This window comes from Agrobacterium sp. FDAARGOS_525 (genome assembly GCF_003938925.1).
Taxonomy (GTDB): Bacteria; Pseudomonadota; Alphaproteobacteria; order Rhizobiales; family Rhizobiaceae; genus Agrobacterium; species Agrobacterium pusense.
The window spans coordinates 12,110-36,411 of record NZ_RKIU01000004.1 but is presented as its reverse complement, the minus strand read 5'-3'; the positions used below and the strand labels follow the sequence as shown (position 1 = coordinate 36,411).

Genomic DNA, 24,302 nt, shown 5'->3' with positions numbered 1-24,302 from the left:
CGGTTTATGCGAGTTTGAGTGTGACATCGATGTTTCCCCTCGTTGCCTTGGAGTACGGGCAGATCTGGTGCGCATCCTCGACGATCGCCTGCGCCGTGGCACGATCGATGCCCGGCATGCTGACGGACAGGCGGGCCTGCAGGAAGAACTCGCCATCCGTCGTGCCGAGGTCAACCTCAGCATCGACGGCGGTGTCAGCCGGAAGGCGAAGCTGGCGCCTGGCCGCTGCCTTTGTCATTGCGCCGATGAAACATGCCGACCAGCCTGCCGCAAAAAGCTGTTCGGGATTGGTTCCCGGCTTGCCGCTGCCCGGAGGCGAGAGTTTGAGGGAAAGCGCGCCGTCGTCGCTTTGCGCCGATCCGTCACGGCCGCCGGTCGTGCGGGTCTTGCCCGTATAAAGAACAGTCTCGATTCTGGTCATGGGAGGCTCCTTTGATTGCCGCTGCCGCGGCGTTTTGCGATAGGAGCTTTGTGAGGGATCAGCGTATCGGCCATGTTTCCGGAAAACGCGAAACTGTATCGAAACGTATCGGCGCGTTACGAGGTGCTCGGCCTGCCTTCGTGTGAGGGAAAAGAAACCTCGGCCGCCAGCCCGCCACCCTGCCTGTTATAGAGGCGTACCGCGCCGCCGATCGTTCCGGAAAGCTGCTGCGCAATCGCAAGTCCGAGCCCCGTTCCGCCCGTGTCGCGATTTCTCGATGTCTCGATCCGGAAGAATGGCTGCATGGCGTTGTGCAGCATCTCGTCGGGGATGCCCGGTCCTTTGTCGAGCACCGTGATGACAACAGCGCCTTCAGCATGCCGATCCACTTTTATTTCGGCACTGCCAGCAAATTTGAGGGCATTATCTATGAAATTCGTGAGTATCCGTCGCAATGCGTGCGTTTTTGTCGCCGCCGTGCCGCGCACAATGCCTGAAACCGTGACGGCCTTTCCGGTATCCTGATAGTCGTAGGCGATGCTGTCGATGAAGGATGCCAGATCGATGCGAGAGGACTTCTCGCCGTTGCCGTGGGCGCTGCGCGCATAAGCGATCCCGTCCTGCACCAGACGTTCGATTTCACGCAGGTCACTGACCAGCTTTTCCTTTTCCGGCGTATCATCAGCCATGTCGGCCCGCAGCCGCATCCGAGTGATGGGCGTCTGCAGGTCGTGTGAAATCGCCGCGAGGATTTGGACGCGTTCCTCAAGATATTGTGCGACGCGATCGCGCATGGCGTTGAATGCACGAGCCGCGTGGGCAACTTCGCTCGGGCCGCTCTCACTCATCGGCAACCCCTTCTCCCCCGGATCGAGCGCTTCCGCCGCCGCTGCCAGCGCGCTGAGGGGTCTGGTCGTCTGCCGCACGGCAAACCAGGTGCAGAGGAGGAGAAGGGACATTTGTGCGGCGAAGACGTAGGGCAGCCATTCGGCGATGGGCATGACACCCCTTGGTGTTACGTCGATTGTCAGGGGCGAGCCGTCCGACAGCGTCAGATGAGCCTGAAGCCTTTTGCCGTCGCCGGGAATGGATTCCACCCTGACCGGAAACCGGTGCCCGGCGGCCTCTTCGATCCTCTGCGCGATTTCTGCCCCGCGCCCGGACATGTCGGCGACGCCGGGAAGGCCCGGACCGAGGATGAGCTGGTAGTTGCTGCGGCCGAGGCGGTTCACCCATCCCGCCCGTTCTTCCGCTGGCAGGCGGTCTATGATGGCGATGGATACCGCAAGGTCCTGCTCCAGTGTCCCGAGCATGACTGCCTTGGCAGACATATACCGTTCGGCAAAGAGGATGCTGAACGACAACCCGTAGGCAATGGCAAGCCCGGCAAGCAGGATGAGAAATAATCTGGACCGCAACGAGCGTGGCCACCAACCGGCAAGCAGGTGCCGGCCTTTCATGCCCTTGGCTCCGACATCTCCACCGGAACGGAAAAGACATAACCTTCCGCACGCACCGTCTTGATGTAGGTGGGTTCCCGCGCATCATCTCCCAGCCGCTGACGCACGCGGCTTACGAGAAGATCGATCGATCTGTCGAAGATTTCGGCATCGCGCCCCTGTGTGAGGTTCAGCAACTGGTCGCGGTTGAGGACGCGCTGGGGATGATCGATGAACACCCTGAGAAGCCGGTATTCAGCGCCGCTCAGTGCCACGGTCGTACCCTCCCTGTCCAGCAGATGGCGGCCCACCGTGTCAAGACGCCAGTCGCCAAAGGTCAGGAGCTGCCCCGCTTCGCTGATTTGCAGATTGGGCGGCAACATCCGGGTGCGGCGCAGGATTGCCTTGATCCGTGCGAGAAGCTCCCGGGCGGCGAAGGGCTTCGAAAGATAGTCGTCGGCGCCCATTTCGAGCCCGATGATCCGGTCCATCTCGTCATCGCGGGCAGTCAGCATCAGAACCGGCGTGGCCTTGTGCTTTCCGGCCCGCAACTCACGGCAGAGAACCAGGCCGTCATCGCCCGGCATCATCACGTCGAGCACGATCAGATCGACGGTATTGCCGTCCAGAAAACTCCTCATCTGCCGTCCGTCGGCAGCCACCGTTGTTCGCAAGCCGTTCTTCTTCAGGTAGCTGGAAACCAGCTCCCGGATTTCCCTGTCGTCGTCCACGACGAGAATATGATCGATATGTTCCATTGGATGCCTTCATCGTGCGGACGTTTCAGTGGCCCGCTGCTGCATTGCCCGCTGCCAACAGCAGTAAGACAACGGTTCGCGGGCTTCGGCAAGCCTAAAGCTTTGCGACGTCGAGAACGGCCTTGGCGAATGCCTCGGGCGCTTCCTGCGGCAGGTTGTGCCCTATGCCGCCGTTGATATTGCGATGCTGGTACTTGCCCGAAAACCTTGATGCGTAAGTGGAGGGGTCCGGATGCGGTGCGCCATTGGCGTCACCTTCCAGCGTGATCGTCGGGATCGTGATGAGGGGCAGTTTCGCAAGCCGGCGCTCGTAGTCGTCATATTTGGCTTCGCCTTCGGCAAGTGCCAGCCGCCAGCGGTAATTATGGATGGTGATCGCCACGTGGTCGGGATTGTCAAACGCGGAAGCGGAACGATTGAAGGTTTCGTCGGTGAATTTCCAGGTCGGGGAGGCCGTTTGCCAGATCAGGCGAACGAAGTCGCGGGTATTCGCGGCGTAACCCGCACGGCCGCGTTCCGTCGCGAAGTAGAACTGATACCACCAGGAAAGTTCCGCCCTGGGCGGAAGTGGCTTTTTGTTGATTTCCTGACTGCCGATCAGATAGCCGCTGACCGACACGAGGCCGGTGCAGCGCTCGGGCCAGAGTGCCGCCATGATATCGGCCGTGCGAGCGCCCCAGTCATAGCCCGCCACGACGGCCTGTCTCACGCCAAGGGCATCGAGAAAGGCGATCATGTCGACCGCGAGTGCTGCCTGCTGCCCGTTGCGTGCCGTTTCATCAGAAAGAAAACGTGTGGTGCCGTATCCGCGCAGATAGGGAATAAGCACGCGATATCCTGCCGAAGCGAGGATGGGCGCAACGTCAACATAGCTGTAGATGTCATAAGGCCATCCGTGCAGCAGCAGAGCGACCGGACCGTCCTCGGGCCCGGCTTCGGCGTAACCGACATCGAGTACACCCGCTTTGACCTGCTTCAGGGGCCCAAAGGACGTTTTTTCGCCTGTTGGTGCTGACGGGGTAGCTGAAGGCGCCTTGCCTTTGGCCTGGGCCAGGCCCGCCGCGCCGAACTCTACGGCGGCAACAGTCATTGCGGCAATGCCGAAGAACCGGCGGCGCTGGAAATTGATCTCGGAATTCATTGTCGTCTCTCCTGTCCTTTTTGGATGACAGGCAGTTAACGCTGTACGTGTATCCCCGATGTGTCCCGGGCGAACCTGATGTGAATGGTTTTGTAGCAGCGCCCCTTCTATATACAGACTGATACATTCAGGTTGCCCTCTGAATGCAGATCAGCCGCTCCCGATGTAGGAGCGGCTGTGGTGGTGTTCCACCAGATCCGTGTTTATTTCGCGGACCGCCGGGCAGCATCTGTGATGACGTCTGCGACCTCTTCGGGCTTGGATGCGAAGACTGCGTGGCTCCCGGCGATCTCGGTCACCGCGCTGCCGGCGCGCTTTGCCATGTCACGCTCGAGATCGGGGTTGATCGACCTGTCCTGCGTCGCGATGATCGACCAGCTTTTCTTTGTTTTCCAGGCTGGTTCGCCCGCCTCGGCTGCGAAGGCTACCTTGGCGGCGAAGACCTGGCTTTTGGCCATGAAGGCAGCCTCGTCGCGGGGCAGGTCGGCGGCGAAATCCTGCGCAAAGACCGCCGGATCCAGATAGAGGAAGGCGCCATCCTTCGTCTGCTTTATGCCGCTTCCGGCGGGTGGTTTTGCTGTGGCGAGGTCAAGAAGGCTCTCTCCCTTTTCCGGCTGGAAGGCGGCGACATACACGAGCCCCGCCACATCGGGCCGATTGCCTGCTTCCGAAATCACCATGCCGCTGTAGCTGTGTCCGACCAGCAGGCTGGGGCCCTGCTGGAGATCGAGCACGCGGTTTGTTGCTGCCACATCATCAGCAAGCGAGGTGATGGGTTCCTGGACGATGGTGACGTTGAAACCACGGCTTTCGAGGGTGTCCGTTGCCTTGCGCCAGGCAGAACCATCTGCAAGCGCCCCGTGGACGATGACGATATTCTTCACCTCCGCCGCCTGTGCGGCAAACGCAATCAGCGCGGTTGCAAAGGCGAGCGCTAATTTTGGCATGAGACGATGATGCATCGTGTTATTCCTTTCATGTGGCCGGATAAAAAACGGGTCAACCGAAGGTGAAGGCGTAGGCCTGCACACCGGGGTCGAGGAAGCGGATGGTGAAGGTTTTTGCTGTCACGGTGCCGGACTGGCGAACGAGCTGGTAAAGGCGGGTTGATGTGACGACGCCATTGCCATTGGCATCCGTATCCGCGCCATGATCAGGACCCGGTGGATGGCCATCCACGGTCAACTGGAAACGGACCGGCTTGCCGGAATCAACCGGACCCAGCACCAGATGCAGGTCACGGGCGCTGAAGCGGAAGGTGATACCGCCTTTTGCCGCATTAAGGGTGGCCGCTTCCGCGCCAACCGTCCATTCGCCGGAGAGCCCCCATTCATTGAGGGCAGGCGCCGTGACCGAATAGTCTCGGGGCGCGTCTGCACGCATTGTCTCGTTCGATGCAAAGCTTCGCGCCTGACGGTAGCCTATATAGGTTTCGCCGGAGAGCATGTGGCTCATGTCCGCGCCGGCTTCAGCCCCCTTTGTCTCAGGCGTCACGGTCTCAGTGGCGGATGCGCTGGTGCTGCCCGCCTCGCGCAGCAGATCCTGAATCGCCTCTTCGGTTTCCCTGTAGTCTCCCTCACCGAAATGGTGGTAACGGATCTGGCCTTTGGCATCGATCAGGTAATGCGCTGGCCAGTAGCTGTTATCGAAGGCGCGCCAGATCCTGTAATCATTGTCGATTGCTACCGGATACTCGATCTTGAAGCCGGCGACGGCCTGTCTGACATTGTCGATCTTCTTTTCGAAGGCAAATTCGGGCGCGTGCACGCCAATGACGACGAGACCCTGATCCCTGTACTTCTCCGCCCAGGCACGCACATAAGGAAGGGTGCGGATGCAGTTGATGCAGGAATAGGTCCAGAAGTCGATGAGCACGACCTTGCCGCGCAAGTCTTCACGGGCGAGCGGCGGGGAGTTCAGCCATTCGACAGCACCATCGAGGGACGGCGCGGTGCCTTCAACCGGCAGTGCCGGACGCATGGCGGCAGCGTCACCGTCCGGCGCTGTGGCTGCGGTTTTCTCCGCTACTTCTACCTTCTGTTCGGGCCCTCTGGCGGCGTCGAGACGATCAAGAACGTGCTGTTCGAACGATGTCGTGCTGGCATAGGAAATCTGCGATAGAAAACCTGTGTCCAGTCCAAGCGCGATGGCGGCAACGCCGGCCAGCACCGCTGCTCCGGTTGCCTGGCGAACACGCTCGCTGAAGCCGAGGGAACGCTTCATCGCCGCAAACACCCTGCCTCCAATGAGGACGGCGACGGCAAGCGATGTCGCAGCACCGGCGGCATAGGCGGAAAGCAGCAGGCTGGTTTCCAGATTGGCGCCCTTCAGGGCCGCACCGGTCAGCACGATCCCGAGGATTGGGCCGGCGCAGGGCGCCCACAGGAGCCCGGTGGCGATGCCGAGCAGCAGGGAGCCAGTGACCGTCGGGGCGGCACCGGGCTTGCCGGCGGCATTGGCAAGTCGGTTGCCGAATTCAACGACCGGACGGGACAGGACAGAGGCGAACTTCGGTGACATCAGCCCAATTCCGAAAAGGGAGAGCATTGAAAGGGCGGCGAGCCGGCCATATTCGTTGGCGTTGATCGCCCAGCTGCCGCCGATGGCAGCGAGCGTCGCAACGGCGGCAAAGGTGATCGACATTCCGGCGAGCAGCGGCAGCGTGCTGCGCAGGAACGGTTGGCCGGCCCGCGCGAAGACGAAGGGAAGAATAGGCAGGATGCAGGGGCTGAGAATTGTCAGCACGCCCCCGAGATAGGCAACGACCAGAAGCGTCATTATCTTTTCCTTTCAGCTGGGATTAGGGGCACCGGGCGGCGAAGGTGACCCGGTAATGGCGCAACCTTCCCGGCGTCGCGTATCTCTGATGTGTCGGTGTGTGGGTGATTTTGTATGGGAGTGTAGGCGAGCGGACGGACCGTCGACCATGAATGGCAACGGCGGCGTGGCCCTTTGCTCGTCAGGGCGCATATCGTGTGAAAACGAAATCGTGGTCCTTGACGTTGCCGACATGACACGAAAGGCAAGTCTCGTGCTGTGCGGTATCGACCGGTTTGCCGTTGACGAACCGCCCGAAGCCCCAGCCATGGCTGTCAGGATATTTCCTGGAGTCCTTGACCATCACCTGCACGGTGGTTGCCGCGCCCGGCATCGTGGCTGGTGGAAATTCCGCGGATTGCTGCCGCTTGTAGGCAAGCTTCACCAGTATCGAGCCATCAGGAAAGGGCAGGGTTCCGCTTTTGTAAGCGTTCACGGCGATGTCGTTTGCCAGAACGGCACGAAGCTCATCGAGCGGCGGCGCTTCCTGTGCGGGAGCGATGAAGCGCCAGTCGCGATATCCCTCGGGAAGCGTAACGCCATAGAGGGGTGAGGCGTTTTCCGGCGGGCTGTCAGCAAGGCTTGAATAAGCGGCTCCGAAACCTGCTGCCGCAACTGCAAGAGCGACGGCAAAGAAAATCTGGTTCTTCATGACAAATCCTGCCTGATCCGAAAACGATCAGACGATGATCTGCGCGGCAGGTATCCGGCATGTTTCCTGAAACCGGAATTTATGTATCAGATCGTAGCAGCGATTGTGCCGGCGAGGGAAGCGCCGGCACACACGTATCAATCGGCGCGCTGCAGCAGCGCGAGCGCGACGGTGGATGTCGCGAGGATTGCGGTCAGAGCCAGCGGCGCGGTGGCGCCGTAGGAATCGACGATATAGCCGCCGAACACTGCACCGATGCTGATGGCCACCTGGAAAGAAACGACCATCAGGCTGCCTGCCGCCTCCAGCGCATCCGGCGCGCCCCGGGAAAGGTTGGTCGGCAGCACGACAGGCGCCATGCCGAAGGCAAGGCCCCAAAGGGCGACCAGAGCAAATGCGGCACCGGTATGGACGCCCCAAAGAACCAGGGAAATCGTTGCAAATGCCATCAGTGCGGCGGTGACGATGAGTGCGAGACGGATACTGGCATCAGCCATCCGGCCACCCGCGACGTTGCCAATCACCGAGGCGACGCCAAATCCAAGCAGTGCGAGAGCAATCGGCGTTGTACCGAGGAGCGTCACCTGCTCGAGGAAGGGACGGACGTAGACCGAGCCGGCGAAATGTCCCGTCATGAGCAGGAGGATCGCGAGCATGGCCAGCTGAACGCTACGCCGCCGCGTCAGGCGGAAAACATCGGAAAGGCTGTTGCTGGTGCTTGCCGGCAGCGACGGCAGGCTGAGGATCTGCAGCAGCATGGCAATGACGGCAAGCCCTGCCGTCATCGACATTGCCGTGCGCCATCCCAGCCAGTCGCTGATAAGGGCTCCCATCGAAGGCGCGGCGATTGTGGCGAGCGAAACGCCGAGGGTAACGATGGCCATGCCGCGCCCGGTCGCATTTGCGCCCACAAGCCTTGCCACGACGGCAACCGAAAGCGCCCAGAACCCGCTGAGAGCAATCCCGAGCCCGGCCCGGCCCAGCAACAGAAGCCAGAAATCGGTTGCAAAGGAAGCAAGAAGGTTTGAGCCGATCGCCAGTGCACTCAGGCCGACTAGCACGGTTTTGCGGTTCAGCCTGCCGATGAGGACGTTGCTCAACAGCGCCGTCACTGCGCCGACGGATGCCGTGGCCGTGACGACCTGTCCGGCGGTCCCTTCGGTGATGCCGAGGTCACGCGCCATCGGCGTCAACAGTCCCGCCGGCAGGAACTCGGCCGATACCAGCGCAAAGCTGGTGGCCGCCATCGAAAGAACCGCGAACCATGTGGCGGCTGTCCAGGCGGGTTGCTCCTCGATGTCGAGGGACATCGTTGTCCCGTCAAACTCTGATGTGGTGTCGGTCATGGTATCTCTCCTTGAGTTAGGAGAGTTTTAGATGAATTTGTCTGGATGATATGTATCTAAAAGTCCGAATTTCATGCCTATTTGTCCAAATTTGTGCGGCGCACAACGCAGGCGCGTGCGCGGACGCAGGAATGTGTCCGGGGTCGTGCGCGTTTCTGCCCGCGGGAAATCTTTGCGGGCGGGCAACCTTTGGGACCGCCATCCGTTTAGCCGTCCATGACCGATGCTGACGCAAATTCGAAACGAGCCGATGGCACCGGCAAGAATGGTGCAGGGAAAGTACATGTCGAGAATGCAGCCGATGAGCCGCTGCCGCCGGAGGAAATCGGACCTGACGAGGGCCTGACGCCGGAGGAAGCCGAAAAGGCCCGCAAAAAATATCTGCTGAAACGCTTTTGGATCAGCGCGCGCGGCTTCTGGAGCCGCCGCGGCGACGGGCTGGCATGGCCCTTCTCCATCGGCCTGTTGGTGATGATCGGCATCAATGTCGCTTTCCAATACGGTGTCAACGTCTGGAATCGTGGCATCTTCGACGCGATTGAAAAACGGGACGCGTCCACCGTCTATTTTCTCGCTTCCATATTCCCGCCGCTGGTTCTGGGCAGCGTCCTGATTGTAACGTCGCAGGTCTATGTCAGGATGCGGATCCAGCGGCGCTGGCGGTCCTGGTTGACGAAGGTGCTGGTCTCCCGGTGGATTGCAAATGGCCGCTATTACCAGCTTAACCTGATTGACGGCGACCATCAAAATCCGGAGGCGAGGCTGTCGGAGGACATGAGGATCGCCACTGAAGCGCCGGTGGATTTCGTCGCAGGGGTCATTGCCGCCTTCGTATCGGCATCCACCTTCATCGTCGTCCTGTGGACGATCGGCGGCGCGCTGACATTACCGATCGGCGGCGTTTGGATAACGATACCCGGCTTTCTGGTAGTGGCAGCGGTAATTTACGCGCTTATCACCTCAAGCTCGATTGCGTGGATCGGCCGGAACTTCGTCAAAGTCTCGGAAGTCAAGAACCAGCTCGAGGCGGAATTCCGCTATACGCTGACCCGTGTGAGGGAAAATGGCGAGAGCATTGCGCTGCTGGGTGGCGAAGAAGAAGAGCGCAGCGATCTCGACAGCAGGTTCCGCAATGTCCGGCATCAGTGGAAGCGAATGGCGCAGCAATATATGCGTACCACCGTCGTGTCGCATGGATCGATGCTGATTGCGCCCGTCGTTCCGGTCCTGCTGTGCGCGCCGAAGTTCCTCGACGGAAGCATGTCGCTGGGCCAGGTCATGCAGGCGGCATCGGCTTTCACCATCGTTCAGTCCGCCTTCGGCTGGCTGGTCGATAACTATCCCCGGCTGGCGGACTGGAATGCCTGCGCAAGGCGTGTCGCATCGCTGATGATGTCGCTTGACGGCCTCGAGCGGGCCGAACAGAGCGATACGCTCGGCCGGATCGTGCGCGGTGAAACGGAGGGTGAGACGATGCTGAGCCTCAAGGATGTATCCGTTTCGCTGGGCGATGGTACTGCTGTCGTCAAGGAAACGGATGTCGAAATCGGACCCGGCGAGCGGGTGCTCGTCGCAGGTGAATCCGGATCCGGAAAAAGCACGCTCGTGCGGGCAATCGCCGGCCTGTGGCCATGGGGCGGCGGCAGCGTCAGTTTTCGTGCCGGCAGCCGGCTGTTTATGTTGCCGCAGCGGCCATATATCCCGTCCGGAACCCTTCGTCGGGCAGTCTGTTATCCGCAGGCAGCGGAGAGCTGGACTGCCGAAGAGATCGGCGCAGCTCTCGATAAAGTCGGTCTCGGCCACCTCAAGGACAAGGTGGAAGAAGAGGCGCCGTGGGACCAGACGCTCTCCGGTGGTGAAAAACAGCGGCTCACCTTTGCCCGCCTGCTGCTGAACGATCCCGATATCATCGTCATGGATGAGGCGACCGCCGCCCTGGATGAAAAAAGCCAGGACAGGATGATGCAGACGGTCATCGACGAATTACCAGATGCTACGATCATCAGCGTGGCACATCGCGCTGAGCTGGAGGCCTTCCACAGCCGCAAGATTACGCTGGAACGCCGGGAAGGTGGCGCGAAGCTGGTCAGCGATATCCACCTCATTCCGAGGAAGGCCCGGTCCGGCTCGTTGCTCCGCCGCATGGTCAAACGCAGGTGACGAAAGTCGCGCAGCACCTCCACCCCCTGATATAATGCGAATGAGTATCGCTCTTTCGGTGCTTCTATGTTTTCCACGTCACCCGTATGAACGGTGGACGGTCAATCGGTGACGTCGTAATCTGGCCGCCAGATGAGGCAACGACATACTCTCGGGAGGAAACAATGCCTATCTTCATGGACCGGCATGAGCTCGCCGGAGTTTCTGCGGCCGATATTGCCGCCGCGCATCTTAAGGATATCGACATTCAGGACCGGTATGGCGTCAGGTTTTTAACCTACTGGTTCGATGAAAGGCGCGGTACCGCCTTCTGCCTCATGGATGCGCCGGATGCTGAAACCGCGCAATGCGTGCACCGCGAAGCGCACGGTTTCGTCGCCAGCGAAGTTGTGGAAGTCGCTCTGTCGGCTGTGGAGGCGTTTCTCGGGCGAATACAGGACCCGACGCCGCTCGAGCCTGCCCCCAAACACATGGATGCTGGCCACCGTGCGATACTTTTCACTGACATCGTCGGTTCAACCGAAATGACCGCTCGCCTGGGCGATCGTATGGCAGCTGAACTCGTCCGCGCGCATGATGCGCTCGTGCGTGGCTGTCTGGTAAGACGGTCAGGACGGGAGGTAAAGCACACCGGGGACGGCATAATGGCAGTGTTCTCCTCCACGCCATTTGCAGTCGACTGTGCAATCGATATTCAGCGCGCCTTCCATCGCTACAACAGCGACAGGGGCGAACCCATTCACATCCGCATCGGGCTGGATTGTGGTGAGCCGATTGAAGACAGCAATGATTTCTTCGGCACGACCGTTCAACTGGCTGCAAGGCTTTGTGCTGCCGCCCATAGCGATCAGATCCTGATATCGGACAAGACCCTGCAGGAATATGGCAGCGCCGATGTCCCCGTATATGGCCATCGATACAGGCTTAAAGGCTTCGCCAAGCCGGTCCTAGCCTATCGTTGCGAGTGGTTGCATTGATTATGGTGCTCTTCAGGGCTGATCCTGACGCGGCACTACCGTTGCGATGCTTTTCTTGGCTTCCTGCTGCTTATAGGTGCTAGTTTCCTTAAGTTGGAAAGCATCCAGCCAGTCACGCCTTCGCAGAAATTGCGCCGAGCTCTTCAAGATCGAGATCATGCTCAAGCTCCCTTAGAGTTTCATCATCGATCTTCCCTTCGCGTCGCAGACGAATAAGTTCCTTTCTGCCGGCGGCGACAGCCTGAAGAACGACATCGAAGTGGACATGAAGAAGTGGCGAATATTTCTCGGTACTTTCGGCGTATCTGACACTTGCCGCCAGCCGGTGTTCGTATCTCTTCAGGAGTTGGGGATGGATGAGTTCCCCACTTTCGTCGTAGGCAAGCCCCTGAACGGCTGCGAGCTGGACCTGCGCCATGGCTGCTTCAGCCTCACTCATCGTCATCGGTGCGCGCTCCGGTTCGATATTGCCGAGCCCCGCCCAGGCGATAATCCACCCAAGCGTCGTTCCCTGTATGAGAACGGTTCCCACGATAACCGCGAATGCCATGACCAGAATGAAGTCACGTCCGGGAAAATCCTCCGGCAGGCTGAGCGCAAGTGCCAGCGTCACGACGCCGCGCATGCCTGCCCACCCGAGCGCCGTCACCCCTCCTGCTCCGAGGGGCGTCGAGCGAGCGACCTTGAGCCCCTGAAAAAACCTGATGACCAGATCCGACGTGAATATCCACACGAACCGCGCGATGACGAGCGTAACGAGGATTGCGGCCGCGGGGAGTGCCATCGAACCAACCAGTGAGCCAAAGCCGCCGCCACGTTCAACGACGTCCCGCAGCGATAGTCCTATCAGGATGAAAACCATAGCCTCCATCAGGAAAACAAGGACGTTCCAGAATGAGGTGCCGCGCATTCGTGTCGCCGCAGAAAAGACGGTGTGCTGATGCCATGACGCTATCAGCCCGGCCGTTACGGTGGCGATTACACCGGATGCATGGATCTGTTCCGCCAAAAGATAGGCGATCCATGACAAGATTGCGGTGGCGGCAATGATGAGGTACTCGTCGCCAAGGTGCCGGACGAGCTTTACCCATGCGAAGCCAACGACCACGCCGGTTGCGGCGCCTCCAAGGGCCAGAAAAATGAAGGTGCCGATTGCGTCGGTGGTGCTGAATGTACTTCCGGCCGCAGCCGCTACAGCAAAACGAAAGAGCACGAGCCCGCTGGCGTCGTTGAGAAGGCTCTCACCTTCAAGAAGGATTTGCAGACGCCTCGGAATCTTGACCCTTTCCAGCACGGCACGGGCTGACACGGCGTCCGGAGGTGAGACGATTGCGCCAAGGGCCGCGCAGGCCGCCCATGGCAGAGACGGCATCAGGAGGTGGACAACGACCGCGATGACGATTGTCGTGAACAGCACTGCACCGATCGCGAGAGATGCAATTCCAAAGACGTGTCGTTTTAAGCGATCGACGGCGATCGACCACGCTCCGTCGAGAAGCAGTGGCGGTAGAAATATAACGAGAACCAGTTCCGGATTGACAGCGATCGTGGGCAAGCCGGGAAGGAACGCCAGCGTTCCCCCGCCCACCAGTAGCGCTACGGATGGCGGCAGGCCCATGCGATGTGCGATGTAGTGCAGCACGATGATGGCGAGAAACATCGCGATCACGAGTTCGAACAGATGCGTGCCGTCCATATGCGCCCCCAATCCGCGTCGGACCCACATCAAATGACGAGATTTGCGAAAAAGCAACGCAGTCATTTTTGCTGGTTTGACTGAGTTCCGGCAATTATCATCGGTTCTTTAGGCAGCGCCGCGCCGTTCTCGCTTTCAGGAAGTGCTGCGATGGCAGCCTTGAGGCCTACGCCGCTGACCCGGGTACTCATCATATCCCTCGTAAGGGCGGTAATAATTCCGGCAGCTTCGGGGGGCGGCAGGCCGCCGTCCCGGATATTGGAGACGCAGTTGCGGTTGGAATCCGGGTTTCCCGGCGCCGGGCCATAAGTGATATAGGCTCCGAGGCTGTCGGCAGCGGATAGTCCCGGACGTTCGCCTACAAGCACGATCGTCAACTTGGCACCCAACGCCTTACCGACCGGATCACCAATGGCGACCCGAGCTTGATTAGCAAGGACAATTGGCGGGGACGAAAGCTCAAGTGCTGCCAGCCTCGGAACAAGCGCCTCAATCAGAGGCACCGCATTGATGTCAACCGCGCTGGACGAAAGGCCGTCCGCGACGATGATTGCGACATCACAGCCTTCGGCCGTCCTTTTTTGTTTGAGGCGGGCCGTAGATTCTGCTGAAAGCTGCCGCCCGAGATCAGGCCGGCGCACATAGATGCTGCGGTCACGTGCCGCGCTGTCAACATTGACAACCGAAAGGCCGAGGCGATTGAGCCTATCCGTCAGCGAGCGCTGATCGACGCTTGTCCAAACGGCCTCACGAGCCCGAGCGTGGTCGAGAAGAAAGGCGAGCTGTGCGCGTGTCGGAAGGCCTGCTCCATGGCGGCCAAGCGAAACACGGGCATCGGTCAAGTCCTTGAGGCTGAGAGCTGTGTTCCTGGTTTCCGGTTTGAGCATTCTCACCACCTCAGGCTCCAATCAGGTTGCTGTTTCGGACATAATTGGACAGCGCTACAGGCTCGCCAGCCATGGCACCGTGGCGATCGGTCAGCCCTATATCAAACAGCCATTTCTCGAATTCCGGCGCTGGCGGTCGCTTCAGGGTCTCACGGCAATAGACGGCGTCGTGATGGGAAAGAGACTGGTAGTTGAGCATGATGTCGTCTGCGCCGGGAACTGTGATGACGAAGTTGACATTCGCCGCGCAAAGCAGGGTGAGGAGCGTGTCCATATCCTCCTGATCAGCGTCAGCGTGATTTGTGTAACAAACGTCCACACCCATCGGCAGGCCAAGGAGCTTTCCGCAGAAATGATCCTCGATACCGGCTCTGATAATCTGCTTGCCGTTGAAGAGATATTCGGGTCCGATGAAACCGACAACCGTGTTTACAAGCAGCGGGTCGAATTCGCGGGCAACCGCATAGGCGCGTGTTTCCATCGTCTGCTGGTCGACGCCGAAATGGGCGTCGGCGGAAAGCGCCGCTCCCTGACCTGTTTCAAAATACATGACGTTGGCGCCCGGTGGGCTGCGCTTGAGCGATCGGGCCGCTTCATGTGCTTCCTTGAGCAAGGCGAGGTCAATGCCAAAACCGCGATTGGCTTTCTCCGAGCCGGCAACGGACTGGAAGACAAGGTCGACAGGTGCGGATCTTTCCATCGCCTGCATGGCTGTCGTGACATGTCCAAGGCAGCAGGTCTGCGTAGGGATAACCAGCTTCTCCCGCAATTCGTCGAGCAGTGAGACGATGCGAATGTAATCATCCGTTGCATCGGTTGCGGGATTGACGCCGATAACGGCATCTCCAGATCCCATGAGGAGACCATCGATCGCTGAGGCGATGATGCCGCGGCTGTCATCTGTTGGATGATTTGGCTGATTTCGAGTTGAAAGCCGGCCGGCGAGCCCCAAGGTGTTTCGGAAACGTGTAACGACATTGCGTTTGGCCGAGACAGCGATCATGTCCTGAAGCCGCATGATTTTCGATACCGCGGCAACCATTTCCGGGGTGAGGCCCCACGTCACCGCCTCCAGCTTTCGCTGCGTCGTCTCGGGACGTAGCAGCCATTCGCGAAATTCGCCTACGGTAAGCGAGGAGACCGGCGCAAACGCTGCGGCATCATGCCGTTCAGCGATCAGCCGTGAGACCTCGTCTTCGTCGGACGAAATCAGTTCTTCGCTCAGAAATGCCTTGAGCGGCAGATCGGCGAGCGCCATCTGCGCGGCGAGCCTCTCGACCGGACCTTCGGCGGCGATTCCCGCGAGTTGGTCGCCGGAGCGCTCCGGCGTTGCCTTCGCCATGAGGTCCCTCAGGTCATCAAAACGAAATACAGTTTTCTCGATCGTCATCGTGTGGGGCATAGGGTGGATTACCGGTTGAGAAGTGTGAGGGCGTGATCATGGAGTTTTGGGTTGGCCGACGCCAAAACGCGGCCATCCGAATGAAATGACAGCGCGTTGCCCTGCCAGTCGGTAATTGAACCGCCAGCGCCGGTCACGATTGGCACGAGCGCCATGTAGTCATAGGGTTGCAGGCCGGTTTCGAGCGCGATCTCGCAATGGCCAGATGCGAGGAGGCCGTAAATATAGCAATCACCCCCGAACCGTCGCAGCCTGGTTGCCTTGGACAGACGTTCGAAGCACGCGATGTCGGCGCCTGTGAACATATCGGGTGAGGTCGTGTAGAACCGAGCGTCAGAGAGATTTGCGTTGCTGCTGGTTCGTGCCGGTTTTCCGGCAAATGTTGTTCCTCCCGGCTGTCCCAGCCACCGCTCGCCGGTTGCGGGAATATCGACTACGCCACAGTATGGTTTGCTCTGATAGGCTAGCGAAATCAGCGTGCCAAATAATGGAAAGCCGGTGATAAAGCTCTTTGTGCCGTCGATCGGGTCCAGCACCCAAGTGAAGGCGTCACCTTTCTTGACGCCAAACTCCTCACCATAAATCCCATGGTCTGGAAAACGCGCCTCGATCATCTCGCGCAGATGTTTCTCGATTGCACGGTCGGCTATCGTGACCGGGCTGTCGTCGTTTTTCGAGATGACGTCCAGTGGCGTCCTGAAATAGGAAAGCGCCAGCGGACGTGCGGCGTCGGCAAGCGCTTCGGCAAAGGCGAGGTAAGGCGCTGCCTCTTGCAAATGGATATTGTCGGTGGTCATCAGAGCGCTTTCAGGAAAAGGGGCCAGCGAGGATCATGGATGATCGAGCGGGCGCGCATGTGTTTCCATATCCCGTATTTGTAAAAGTCGAAATCAAGCGTCGAAATCCGGTTCTGCACCATCGCCCATGTGCTCCACTTGATGTCGGCCAGCGCCTTGTGCACGATAAAGCGGGCATGAGACGCCTTGTTGTAGAAGCCGAAATATTCCTCGATGATTTCGCAGTCGATGTCCTCCGAATAGAACATTTCGCCGCTCCAGATCGCCAGATCGTAGAGGCGTTCGTTGTTCGAGGCATATTCGAAATCGATAAGCTTGATAGACTTGTCGTCGCCAATCAGGAAATTTCCCGGCATGGGATCGTTGAAGCATGGAACGAGATCAAGCCCGGAAGCCTCAAGCGCTGCGCGTGCCTGCTTGTAGGAGCGGAACAGCCAGTCGCGGTCGAGCGGCCAATGGCTGCTAAGTGCTCTTACCTGATCAAAATGCTCGTCAATCATGTCGAACACGGTTTTTGTCAGCGGCAGCGCAGGGGCATCGTGAAACTGCCGGTACACACGCACCGCCTCGTTTCTGATCGCTATGTCGGCGAAATCCTTATGGGTCGAGGCGCGGCGGCCGTCGATAAATTCAGCGATTTCGATATCGAGGTGATCGAGATAATCGAACGTCTTCGGCCCGACGCCGATCGCCTCGGCCTGCTTGCTCGCCGCAGCCGCAGCCCTGCGGTCGATGAACATCTCCGTGCCGCGGCCAGGGATTTTCAGAAAATATCCTAGGTCGTCACCTTCGACCTCTATGCGAAAATTGGTGTTGCTGATGCCTCCCGAAACCGGACGGTAGCGCAATCGCCTGCCTTGCCACGGTTTAACCTGGACGATTGCGGCTTCCAGCGCCCTTTCGGCATCTGATCGTGCCATTCCCAGTTCGTTCATAGGCTTGTTCCCGTTATCGTTTTTAGCCCGTTGTGTTAAGTGTAGACCTAGAGTGTCCGCAGTCTGGCTTCGAAGTCTGGATGGCCCAGCAGCATTCGGCAGCGTAGGAAACGCCAGCCGGCATGTTTCAGGAATTCGACACCCTTTGGTGGTGACCGAAGCTCCAGCACGAGGCTTCGTAAGGCCCAATAGAGGTCGTCCGCCGCAGCATAGACCCGGCAGCGACTGAAGGCCTTTTCGGTGAACGCGCCATCGTGCATTTCCAGCAGCGGCTTCATCTGGCTCTCGAACTGGTAAAGTTCATTCATCAGCACGCCGAGCTGATAATAGGGGTCGATGTCGGCTGCCATGTCGAAATCGACGAGCTTCAAAGAACCATCGGGGCCAAGCATGACATTCGACGTCTGCGGATCACCGTGGGCCGGTTTCACATCGATACCTGCTGCCGTCACCGCCTCGCGGATTGGCCTCATCCATGACAGCATCCACTCGGCATCACCGGGCACACCGCCATCGCCAGCGGAAACGATCGACCAAAGTTCTTCTATCCCGTCAAAGACCGACCACCTTTGACCGATGGGGGCACCGGTTGCGATTGTTGTCTGCATTTCTATCAGTCGGGCGGCCCTTGCCGGCTGCATAAGATCGTCGATCCTGGCCGTCCGCCAGCCGTTTGCGAGGAGTGAAAAAAGGGTTGCACGTGTCTTCTTGTCGTAAGCAATGGGTTCAGGTGAGAAGCCGAGTTCATGAAAACGGGTCGCGGCAGCAAACGCCGCCTCGCCATCGACCAGATCAGCGACTTCATCAGCACCAAGGCGAAGGAAATATTGCGCTTCCCCTTCATCGCTTGCCACTGCGTAGCCGTTGGACTCGACGGCGTGGTAAGACGGTGATGCGACGGCAGTCGTTGAGGGAGTATAGGCCGGTCGGTTTCCGACCACGGCAGAAAACGCAAGAAGTGCGTTCTCCGCGCGGTTTTCCAGCGGGTTTTGCGGCGATCCCACTATTTTCATTCGGCAGCCTCGACGAGTTCTGCGGCCTGCAGGCCTTCGCAGGCGATCCGGTAGAGCATGTCGGCAAGGATCTGCGTGCCAGCGGCCTGGTCTTCAGGGGAGGTATATTCAGTTGGATGATGGATGACGCCATCACGACTGTGCACCGCAAGTACCACCGCCGGGCAAACCGCTGACATCGCAACCGAGTCATGGCCGCCGATCGTATCGAGGTGGCGAGCGCTCAACCCGAGATTTGCTGCTGCACTTTCAGCAAGAGCAATTAGTCCAGGCGCGAATTTCCCAGCCTTGCGACGGTCAATAGAGCGTACTTCAGAGGTTACTCCTGCCCTTAATGCAGCCTCATCGATCTTGATTTTCATCTTGCGCTCGGCATCCGCCAGAACGTCCGGCGAGCCGGATCGCAATTCAATGAACAGTACGGCTTCGGCGGGCACTACATTTGGTGAATTGGGAAAGACTTCAAGTCGCCCGACCGAAGTATGCAAGTCGAGACCATGCTCGGTCGAGATTTGTTTAAGGTCGGCGATCAGATAGGCAGCGGCCAGCAACGCATCCTTCCGGTCTGCCATCGGAGTGGCGCCCGTGTGGGCCTGACGGCCGAGGAAGGCGAGGCGATATTTCGTAGCGCCCCAGAAGCGCGTAAAGATACCGAACCGCTCGCCGGCATTGCTGAGTGTCGTGTCTCCCTCGATATGCAGTTCGATCAGCGCGTCGGGGATTTCGACCTTGTCTTTTCCAGCGTAACCAATTTCTTCCAGCGACTGGCGCACGGTGATGCCGTCGCCATCTGCTCTATCCAACGCCCATTCGAGTTCCGTTGCCCCGGCAAAAACACTGCTGCCTAAAAGGCTTGGCTGGAAACGTGCGCCTTCTTCGTTGGTCCAGTTGACGATCTGAAAGTTGCAGGCGGAAAGCCGGCCCTCAGCCTTGAGGCGCTCGGTCACGGCGAGAACCGCTTCGCAGCCCGCGATGACGCCAAGCGCGCCATCGAAGCGCCCACCGTTCGGCTGACTGTCGATGTGCGAACCGACCATGATCACCGGAGCATTGGCGCCAGCCAGCGTCATCTTGCCGAACTGGTTGCCAATGGCATCGATGGACTGCGTGAAACCGTTATCGGCAAACCAGCGGCCGAGCCAATCGCGCGCCATGCCGTCTTCTCTGGACAGTGTAAGGCGTGTCATCGATCCGTCAGGACCGCCGCCGAAGGTAGACACGGCCTCCATCAGCGTCTGAAGACGATTGGGATTGATAGGGGCGGGAGAGGAAGGAACGTCAGGCATGTATGATTTCCACGTTTGATTGATTGAATTGTTCCGAGAATTCCCGGGCCATCACGCCACTGGTTACGACCGCGTCAATGTCATTGAGGCCGAAGGTGTGAATGGAGCCAAGGCGGCCAAATTTCGAGCTGTCGGCAACGACTACTGAGCGTTTGGCCTGCGCCTTGGCAACGCGGCGCAAGACGGCCTCGTCCTCACCGAAGTCCATGAAGCCGCGATCGGAATGGATGGCGCTGATGGCAATTATGGCCAGATCAAAGAAATGCTCTTTCAGAGCGGCAACGGTTTCATGTCCGTAAGTCGCCTGGTATTCGGGCCGCATACGTCCGCCGAGAACGCGGACGCTCGCCTGCGGCAGGTGGAAAAAATGGGCAGCGACAGCCAGAGAATTGCTGACGACAGTGATATCCTTGCGGCTTTCGAGATGTTTCAGGCAGGCAAGGGTCGTAGTACCGGTATCGATGAACACCTTCATCCCGTCTTCGACCAGGGCAGCTGCTGCCTCACCGATCCGTGCTTTTTCCCGAGACGCGACGCGCAGACGCTCGGTAAAGGGTTGATCGCTTTCCTGCTGGTCGAGAACTGCACCACCATAAACCCGGCGGGCATAACCGCGTGCCTCCAGTTCCTTCAGGTCACGCCGGATCGATTCCTGACTGACATGCAGATGATCGGCGAGTTCCTTCACGTTGACGCGCTGGGTCTGTTTCAGCGTGTCGAGGATAAGCTTGAGGCGATGTTCCGTGAAACTCATGAATATTCCCTGGATGCTAGCGACGGTCGGAACCACATTGCCGGGCGCGCGACCACGTTCAGGCCGAAGCCATTTGAGGTGTTTGCGTATCACCGCCGGCGAGTGACGGTACCAGATGACAGGCGGCGAAGTCCTGGCTGCCTCGTACAGTCAGAACAGGCTGAAGGTTGCCACATTTCGCCATTGCATGCGGACAGCGCGACTTGAAGCTGCAACCGGTGGGAATGTCGATCGGGCTTGGCGGCTCGCCCTCGAGAAGGCAATCTTCCGGCTGGTAACGGCGTTCCTCAAGCGTTGGCATCGCGCTTAAAAGCGCCATGGTATAGGGGTGGCCAGGATCGAAGAACAACCGCTCATTGTCGGCCAGTTCGAAGACCTCGCCGAGATACATCACAGCGACGCGGTTACAAACCTTGCGGACCATCGCGAGGTCATGGGAGATGAAGATGTAGGTGAGGTCGTATTCTTTCTGCAGTTTCTGGAAAAGATCGAGCAGCTTGAATTGCTCCGTCTGGTCGAGTGCAGACAGCGTCTCGTCCATGATGAGAATTTCCGGCTCCAGCACAAGTGCGCGGGCGACATTGATCCGTTGGCGCTGGCCGGCACTCAGGCCTATCGGCAGCTCTTCATAGAGATCGGTCGACAGGCCGACTTCTCCCATCACCTTGAGTACGCGTTCGCGAATCTTCGCGCTGTCCTTCCACCCGTGAGTGCGAAGCGGGCCCTCCAGCATCTTGCCGACAGAAGTGCGGGGCGGAAGCGAGCCGAAGGGATCCTGCAGAACCATCTGAAGCTTCTTGCGGAACGAAAGAAGGCCCTTGCCGCTCAGGGTCGCTATGTCATTTTCGCCGCACAGGACCTGACCGGAGCTTGGTAACTCCAATCGGCTGAGGAGCCTCATCAGCGTGGATTTACCACACCCGGATTCGCCGACGATCGCAAAACTATCGCCACGACGGACATCAAAGGTCACGTTTCTGACGGCACGGACGTGATTGAAACCGCCAAAGCCGGTTTTCTTTCTGACCTTGTAGATCTGCGACGCGTCGCGCAAACTCAGGACGGTGTCGCGCTTGTCGTTCAGCCGTGGGATCTCGCTTTTCTCGATCCAGATCTTCGGCGTCTGCTGAACAAGGTCCTTCGTGTAGGCGTGGGCAGGCGCCGCGATCAGTCGTTCGGTCTCCTGCTCTTCGATGATGCGGCCTTCCTCCATCACCAGCATACGGTCGCAGGCTTCCCGGGCCACCGGCAGGGAAGAGGAGACGAACAAGACGGCCGTGTCGAAGCCCGAAGTCAGTTCCTTCATCAGACGAATGACTTGAGCGGCAACGGTGACATCGAGCGGTTGAGTCACATTGTCGGCGATGAGAAGCGCGGGATTGGTAACCAGAGCATCGACGATCAGGGCACGTTGCATCATGCCACCTGAAAACTGCGACGGGTAGTCGCTGAAACGGCTGCGGGCAGATGGAATTCGTACCGCCTCAAGTAACTCGATTGTTCTTTTTTCCGCTTCTTGCCGGGACGTGCCCGGCACGACGGCACGCAGTTTCTCCACGATCTGAGAACCGACCGGTAGAGTTGGATCGAGGGCGCCCATCGGGTTGGCGCCAACATAGGCGACACGCCTGCGCAAGACGCGCATCTCGCTCTCAGGGATGCCGTAGATATCCTTGCCTTCGAAGAGCACGCTGCCGGATTGCAAGGCGAGTGGGGCTTCCAGCCAGTTGACGACGGCTTTTGAGAGAACCGTCTTGCCAGCACCGCTGGCGCCGACGACGCCAACGATTTCGCGCGGTGCGATGCTGAAAGATATATCATCGAGAATGATCTTCGGCTGGGCACCACGTCCGGCAGCAACTGTGACATTCCTGAGTTGGAGAAGCGGCTGGCTCATCACTCTGACCCTCCGTGAACGGTGTTTCGGGCACGCTCAAGAGAGGCGCCGATAAGATTGATGCTGGTCAACGTCAGGCCTAGGAACACGCCTGGCATGGTGGCGATCCACCACGCATTGAGAAGGTACTTCCGTCCATCCGCGATGATATTGCCGAAGGTGGGAGTCGGCGGCTGGACGCCTAGGCCTAGGAAACCGAGGGTCGATTCAAAAATCATCATTCGGGCCACGTCTAACACGGAGGTGAAGATCACGGGCGGGAGCAGCAGCGGCAGAAGCAAGCCAATGATGATGCGAAAATCGGTCGAGCCACCCAGCTTTGCGGCGCGCACATATTCCCGTTGTCTCTCTGTCATGACGATACTGCGCATGATGCGCGCGTAGACCGGCCAGCTCGACAGACCAAGGACAAGAACAATAGCGGGAATCGTCGGGCGTGAGACGCCCAGGACGGCGATTGCCAGAATGATCATGGGAATTGAAAGCTGCGCGTCGGTGAGACGCATGATCAGCGTGTCAATGCGACCGCCGAAATATCCGGCGATGGTTCCTAGGGCGCATCCGATGATGAGCGTCACCGCAACCGAGGCTATACCGATCAGGAAAGAGTAACGCAGGCCGACAAGCGAGCGAACCAGCATGTCGCGACCGATCTGGTCAGTGCCAAGCGGATGGAGCCAGCTCCAGTTGTCCCCCATGAAAAGCGGTGGAAGCAGGCGCGCCTTTACATCCATCTTGGTTGGGTCGATACCGCTGATCTCAGGATAAAGAGCGGCTGAGATTGCAAGCAGGAGGAAGATTGCAAGGCCGATGCGAAAACCGGGCGTGGAGGCGGCGCGGTCAAAGATACGCCTTGCAATAGAGCGGCTCGCGGCCTTCGATACGAGCGGGGTGTCGAGTGCGGATGTGATGGACATCAGTATTCCAGCCTTGGATCGATGGTTGTTGCGACAAGATCGACGATGATGTTGATCAGCACGAAAATCGCGCTGGTCACGATCGCAATGCCCTGGATCAGCGGAAAGTCACGCTGCAGCACAGCATTGATCGTCAGAAGACCAAGTCCCGGATAATCGAAGATGTATTCCACGATAATGACGCCACCGAGCAGACCGGAGAACTGCACGCCGAGCAGATTGAGCAAGGGAACCGAGGCATTGCGCAGCGCGTGGTTCGAAATGATCCGAGCCTTGCTCAGGCCACGCACGCGGCCGACCGAAACATAAGGCTCCATCATCTGCCCCGACACGGAACTGACCAGCGTGCGGATCAGAACCGGCGACAATTCAACCGCCAGTACGATGGCGGGCAGGATCGTATAGGCAAAGCCCTGATAGCCGATCGCAGGCAGCCAGCCGAGCTTGACTGAAAAGAGCAGAGCCAGAACGATGCCGAGCCAGAAATTCGGCAGCGAGATGAAGACCGAGGAAATGTAGAATGCCAGCTTGTCGGGCCATCTGCCGATCGACAGTCCGCCGGCAATGCCGACAATTGCAGAAAAGATCAGCGCGATCACCAGTGTGACAGCCGCAAGCTGGAGCGTCATCGGCAGGGCGTCGAAAATAAGGTCGAAGACTTTTGCGCGCTCACCGCGCGTCGTGTCGTTGAATGTGGCTCCGCCTGTCGAAGCGCCGTTTGCGGGGCGCACGAAGGACTGACCGAGATCGCCGCGAACGACGCCGCTCATATACCTGCCGAATTGCACCGGGATGGGATCGCGCAGGCCCATGTCGGTCGCGATCTTCTCGATCAGCGCCTCGGGCGCCATGCCGCCCGCCATGAGGCGCACCGGATCTCCCGGCACCACCCGCAACAGGGTGAAGATCAGCAGGGAGACGAGGAATATGATGATGACACCCTGGAAAAGGCGCCGCATCAGGAAGTTCACGGCAAACATTCAGCCACTCCGCTCGAAAACTTACGT

The 24,302-nt window shown here is 59.2% G+C and carries 21 protein-coding genes; 2 read left to right on the top strand and 19 right to left on the bottom strand.

All coding sequences use genetic code 11. The annotated features are described in order from the left end of the window. Window positions 1-4: 4 nt before the first annotated feature. The 8 genes from EGT36_RS16675 to EGT36_RS16640 all read right to left on the bottom strand — a co-directional run bounded on the left by EGT36_RS16675 (window position 5) and on the right by EGT36_RS16640 (window position 8,574). Window positions 5-421: an organic hydroperoxide resistance protein gene (locus tag EGT36_RS16675; protein ID WP_125270624.1), complete on the bottom strand. Its 417-nt coding sequence runs from the start codon at window positions 419-421 to the stop codon at window positions 5-7. A gap of 116 nt (window positions 422-537) precedes the next feature. Then, entirely contained in the window at window positions 538-1,881 is a 1,344-nt protein-coding gene (locus tag EGT36_RS16670) for an ATP-binding protein (protein ID WP_125270623.1), read from the bottom strand. Next, window positions 1,878-2,618, bottom strand: a complete 741-nt coding sequence (locus EGT36_RS16665) for a response regulator (RefSeq protein WP_125270622.1) — start codon at window positions 2,616-2,618, stop codon at window positions 1,878-1,880. Before EGT36_RS16665 ends, EGT36_RS16670 begins: the two co-directional genes overlap by 4 nt. 94 nt (window positions 2,619-2,712) lie before the next feature. Further along, window positions 2,713-3,759, bottom strand: a complete 1,047-nt coding sequence (locus tag EGT36_RS16660) for an alpha/beta fold hydrolase (RefSeq protein WP_125270621.1) — start codon at window positions 3,757-3,759, stop codon at window positions 2,713-2,715. A gap of 203 nt (window positions 3,760-3,962) precedes the next feature. Continuing rightward, window positions 3,963-4,721, bottom strand: a complete 759-nt coding sequence (locus tag EGT36_RS16655) for an alpha/beta fold hydrolase (protein WP_125270620.1) — start codon at window positions 4,719-4,721, stop codon at window positions 3,963-3,965. Window positions 4,722-4,758: 37 nt separating this feature from the next. After that, window positions 4,759-6,537 carry a cytochrome c biogenesis protein DipZ gene (locus EGT36_RS16650; RefSeq protein WP_172965660.1) on the bottom strand — a complete coding sequence of 593 codons (1,779 nt, stop codon included), beginning with the start codon at window positions 6,535-6,537 and terminating at the stop codon, window positions 4,759-4,761. 181 nt (window positions 6,538-6,718) lie between these two features. Beyond that, window positions 6,719-7,228, bottom strand: coding sequence for a cytochrome P460 family protein (locus EGT36_RS16645; RefSeq protein WP_125270618.1), 510 nt, complete (start codon window positions 7,226-7,228; stop codon window positions 6,719-6,721). Window positions 7,229-7,365: 137 nt separating this feature from the next. Then, complete coding sequence (locus EGT36_RS16640; protein ID WP_034497759.1) at window positions 7,366-8,574, bottom strand: MFS transporter; 1,209 nt, start codon at window positions 8,572-8,574, stop codon at window positions 7,366-7,368. A 216-nt stretch (window positions 8,575-8,790) separates the two neighbouring features. Here EGT36_RS16640 and EGT36_RS16635 point away from each other — a divergent pair, with 216 nt between their 5' ends. Then, window positions 8,791-10,734 carry an ABC transporter ATP-binding protein/permease gene (locus EGT36_RS16635; protein ID WP_125270617.1) on the top strand — a complete coding sequence of 648 codons (1,944 nt, stop codon included), beginning with the start codon at window positions 8,791-8,793 and terminating at the stop codon, window positions 10,732-10,734. A 164-nt stretch (window positions 10,735-10,898) separates the two neighbouring features. After that, window positions 10,899-11,711 (top strand): nickel-binding protein, encoded by an 813-nt coding sequence (locus tag EGT36_RS16630; protein ID WP_004444419.1) that lies wholly within the window; start codon window positions 10,899-10,901, stop codon window positions 11,709-11,711. Window positions 11,712-11,823: 112 nt separating this feature from the next. On the opposite strand, the gene EGT36_RS16625 is transcribed toward EGT36_RS16630, so the two are convergent. The 11 genes from EGT36_RS16625 to EGT36_RS16575 all read right to left on the bottom strand — a co-directional run bounded on the left by EGT36_RS16625 (window position 11,824) and on the right by EGT36_RS16575 (window position 24,275). Beyond that, a complete protein-coding gene (locus tag EGT36_RS16625) occupies window positions 11,824-13,407 on the bottom strand; it encodes a Na+/H+ antiporter (RefSeq protein WP_125270616.1) in 1,584 nt (527 codons plus the stop codon). Between the two features lie 62 nt (window positions 13,408-13,469). Next, window positions 13,470-14,294, bottom strand: coding sequence for an ethanolamine ammonia-lyase subunit EutC (eutC, locus tag EGT36_RS16620; RefSeq protein WP_125270615.1), 825 nt, complete (start codon window positions 14,292-14,294; stop codon window positions 13,470-13,472). A 10-nt stretch (window positions 14,295-14,304) separates the two neighbouring features. Next, a complete protein-coding gene (locus EGT36_RS16615) occupies window positions 14,305-15,696 on the bottom strand; it encodes an ethanolamine ammonia-lyase subunit EutB (RefSeq protein ID WP_042936983.1) in 1,392 nt (463 codons plus the stop codon). Window positions 15,697-15,704: 8 nt separating this feature from the next. Next, on the bottom strand, window positions 15,705-16,493 hold the full coding sequence (hisN, locus tag EGT36_RS16610; protein WP_125270614.1) for a histidinol-phosphatase: 789 nt from the start codon (window positions 16,491-16,493) through the stop codon (window positions 15,705-15,707). Beyond that, window positions 16,493-17,428, bottom strand: coding sequence for a choline/ethanolamine kinase family protein (locus EGT36_RS16605; protein ID WP_125270613.1), 936 nt, complete (start codon window positions 17,426-17,428; stop codon window positions 16,493-16,495). The genes hisN and EGT36_RS16605 overlap by 1 nt, the downstream gene beginning before the upstream one ends. A 47-nt stretch (window positions 17,429-17,475) precedes the next feature. After that, window positions 17,476-18,441, bottom strand: a complete 966-nt coding sequence (locus EGT36_RS16600) for a phosphotransferase (RefSeq protein WP_172965659.1) — start codon at window positions 18,439-18,441, stop codon at window positions 17,476-17,478. Further along, window positions 18,438-19,727, bottom strand: a complete 1,290-nt coding sequence (locus tag EGT36_RS16595) for a Zn-dependent hydrolase (protein WP_125270612.1) — start codon at window positions 19,725-19,727, stop codon at window positions 18,438-18,440. The genes EGT36_RS16600 and EGT36_RS16595 overlap by 4 nt, the downstream gene beginning before the upstream one ends. Further along, window positions 19,720-20,481, bottom strand: a complete 762-nt coding sequence (locus EGT36_RS16590; protein WP_006700553.1) for a DeoR/GlpR family DNA-binding transcription regulator — start codon at window positions 20,479-20,481, stop codon at window positions 19,720-19,722. Before EGT36_RS16590 ends, EGT36_RS16595 begins: the two co-directional genes overlap by 8 nt. A gap of 58 nt (window positions 20,482-20,539) precedes the next feature. Further along, window positions 20,540-22,378 (bottom strand): dipeptide ABC transporter ATP-binding protein, encoded by a 1,839-nt coding sequence (locus EGT36_RS16585; RefSeq protein ID WP_125270611.1) that lies wholly within the window; start codon window positions 22,376-22,378, stop codon window positions 20,540-20,542. Next, the gene (locus EGT36_RS16580) at window positions 22,378-23,295 is read right to left on the bottom strand and encodes an ABC transporter permease (protein WP_125270610.1); all 918 of its coding nucleotides are present in this window, start codon (window positions 23,293-23,295) and stop codon (window positions 22,378-22,380) included. Before EGT36_RS16580 ends, EGT36_RS16585 begins: the two co-directional genes overlap by 1 nt. Continuing rightward, on the bottom strand, window positions 23,295-24,275 hold the full coding sequence (locus EGT36_RS16575) for an ABC transporter permease (protein ID WP_006700551.1): 981 nt from the start codon (window positions 24,273-24,275) through the stop codon (window positions 23,295-23,297). The genes EGT36_RS16580 and EGT36_RS16575 overlap by 1 nt, the downstream gene beginning before the upstream one ends. Window positions 24,276-24,302: the final 27 nt, after the last annotated feature.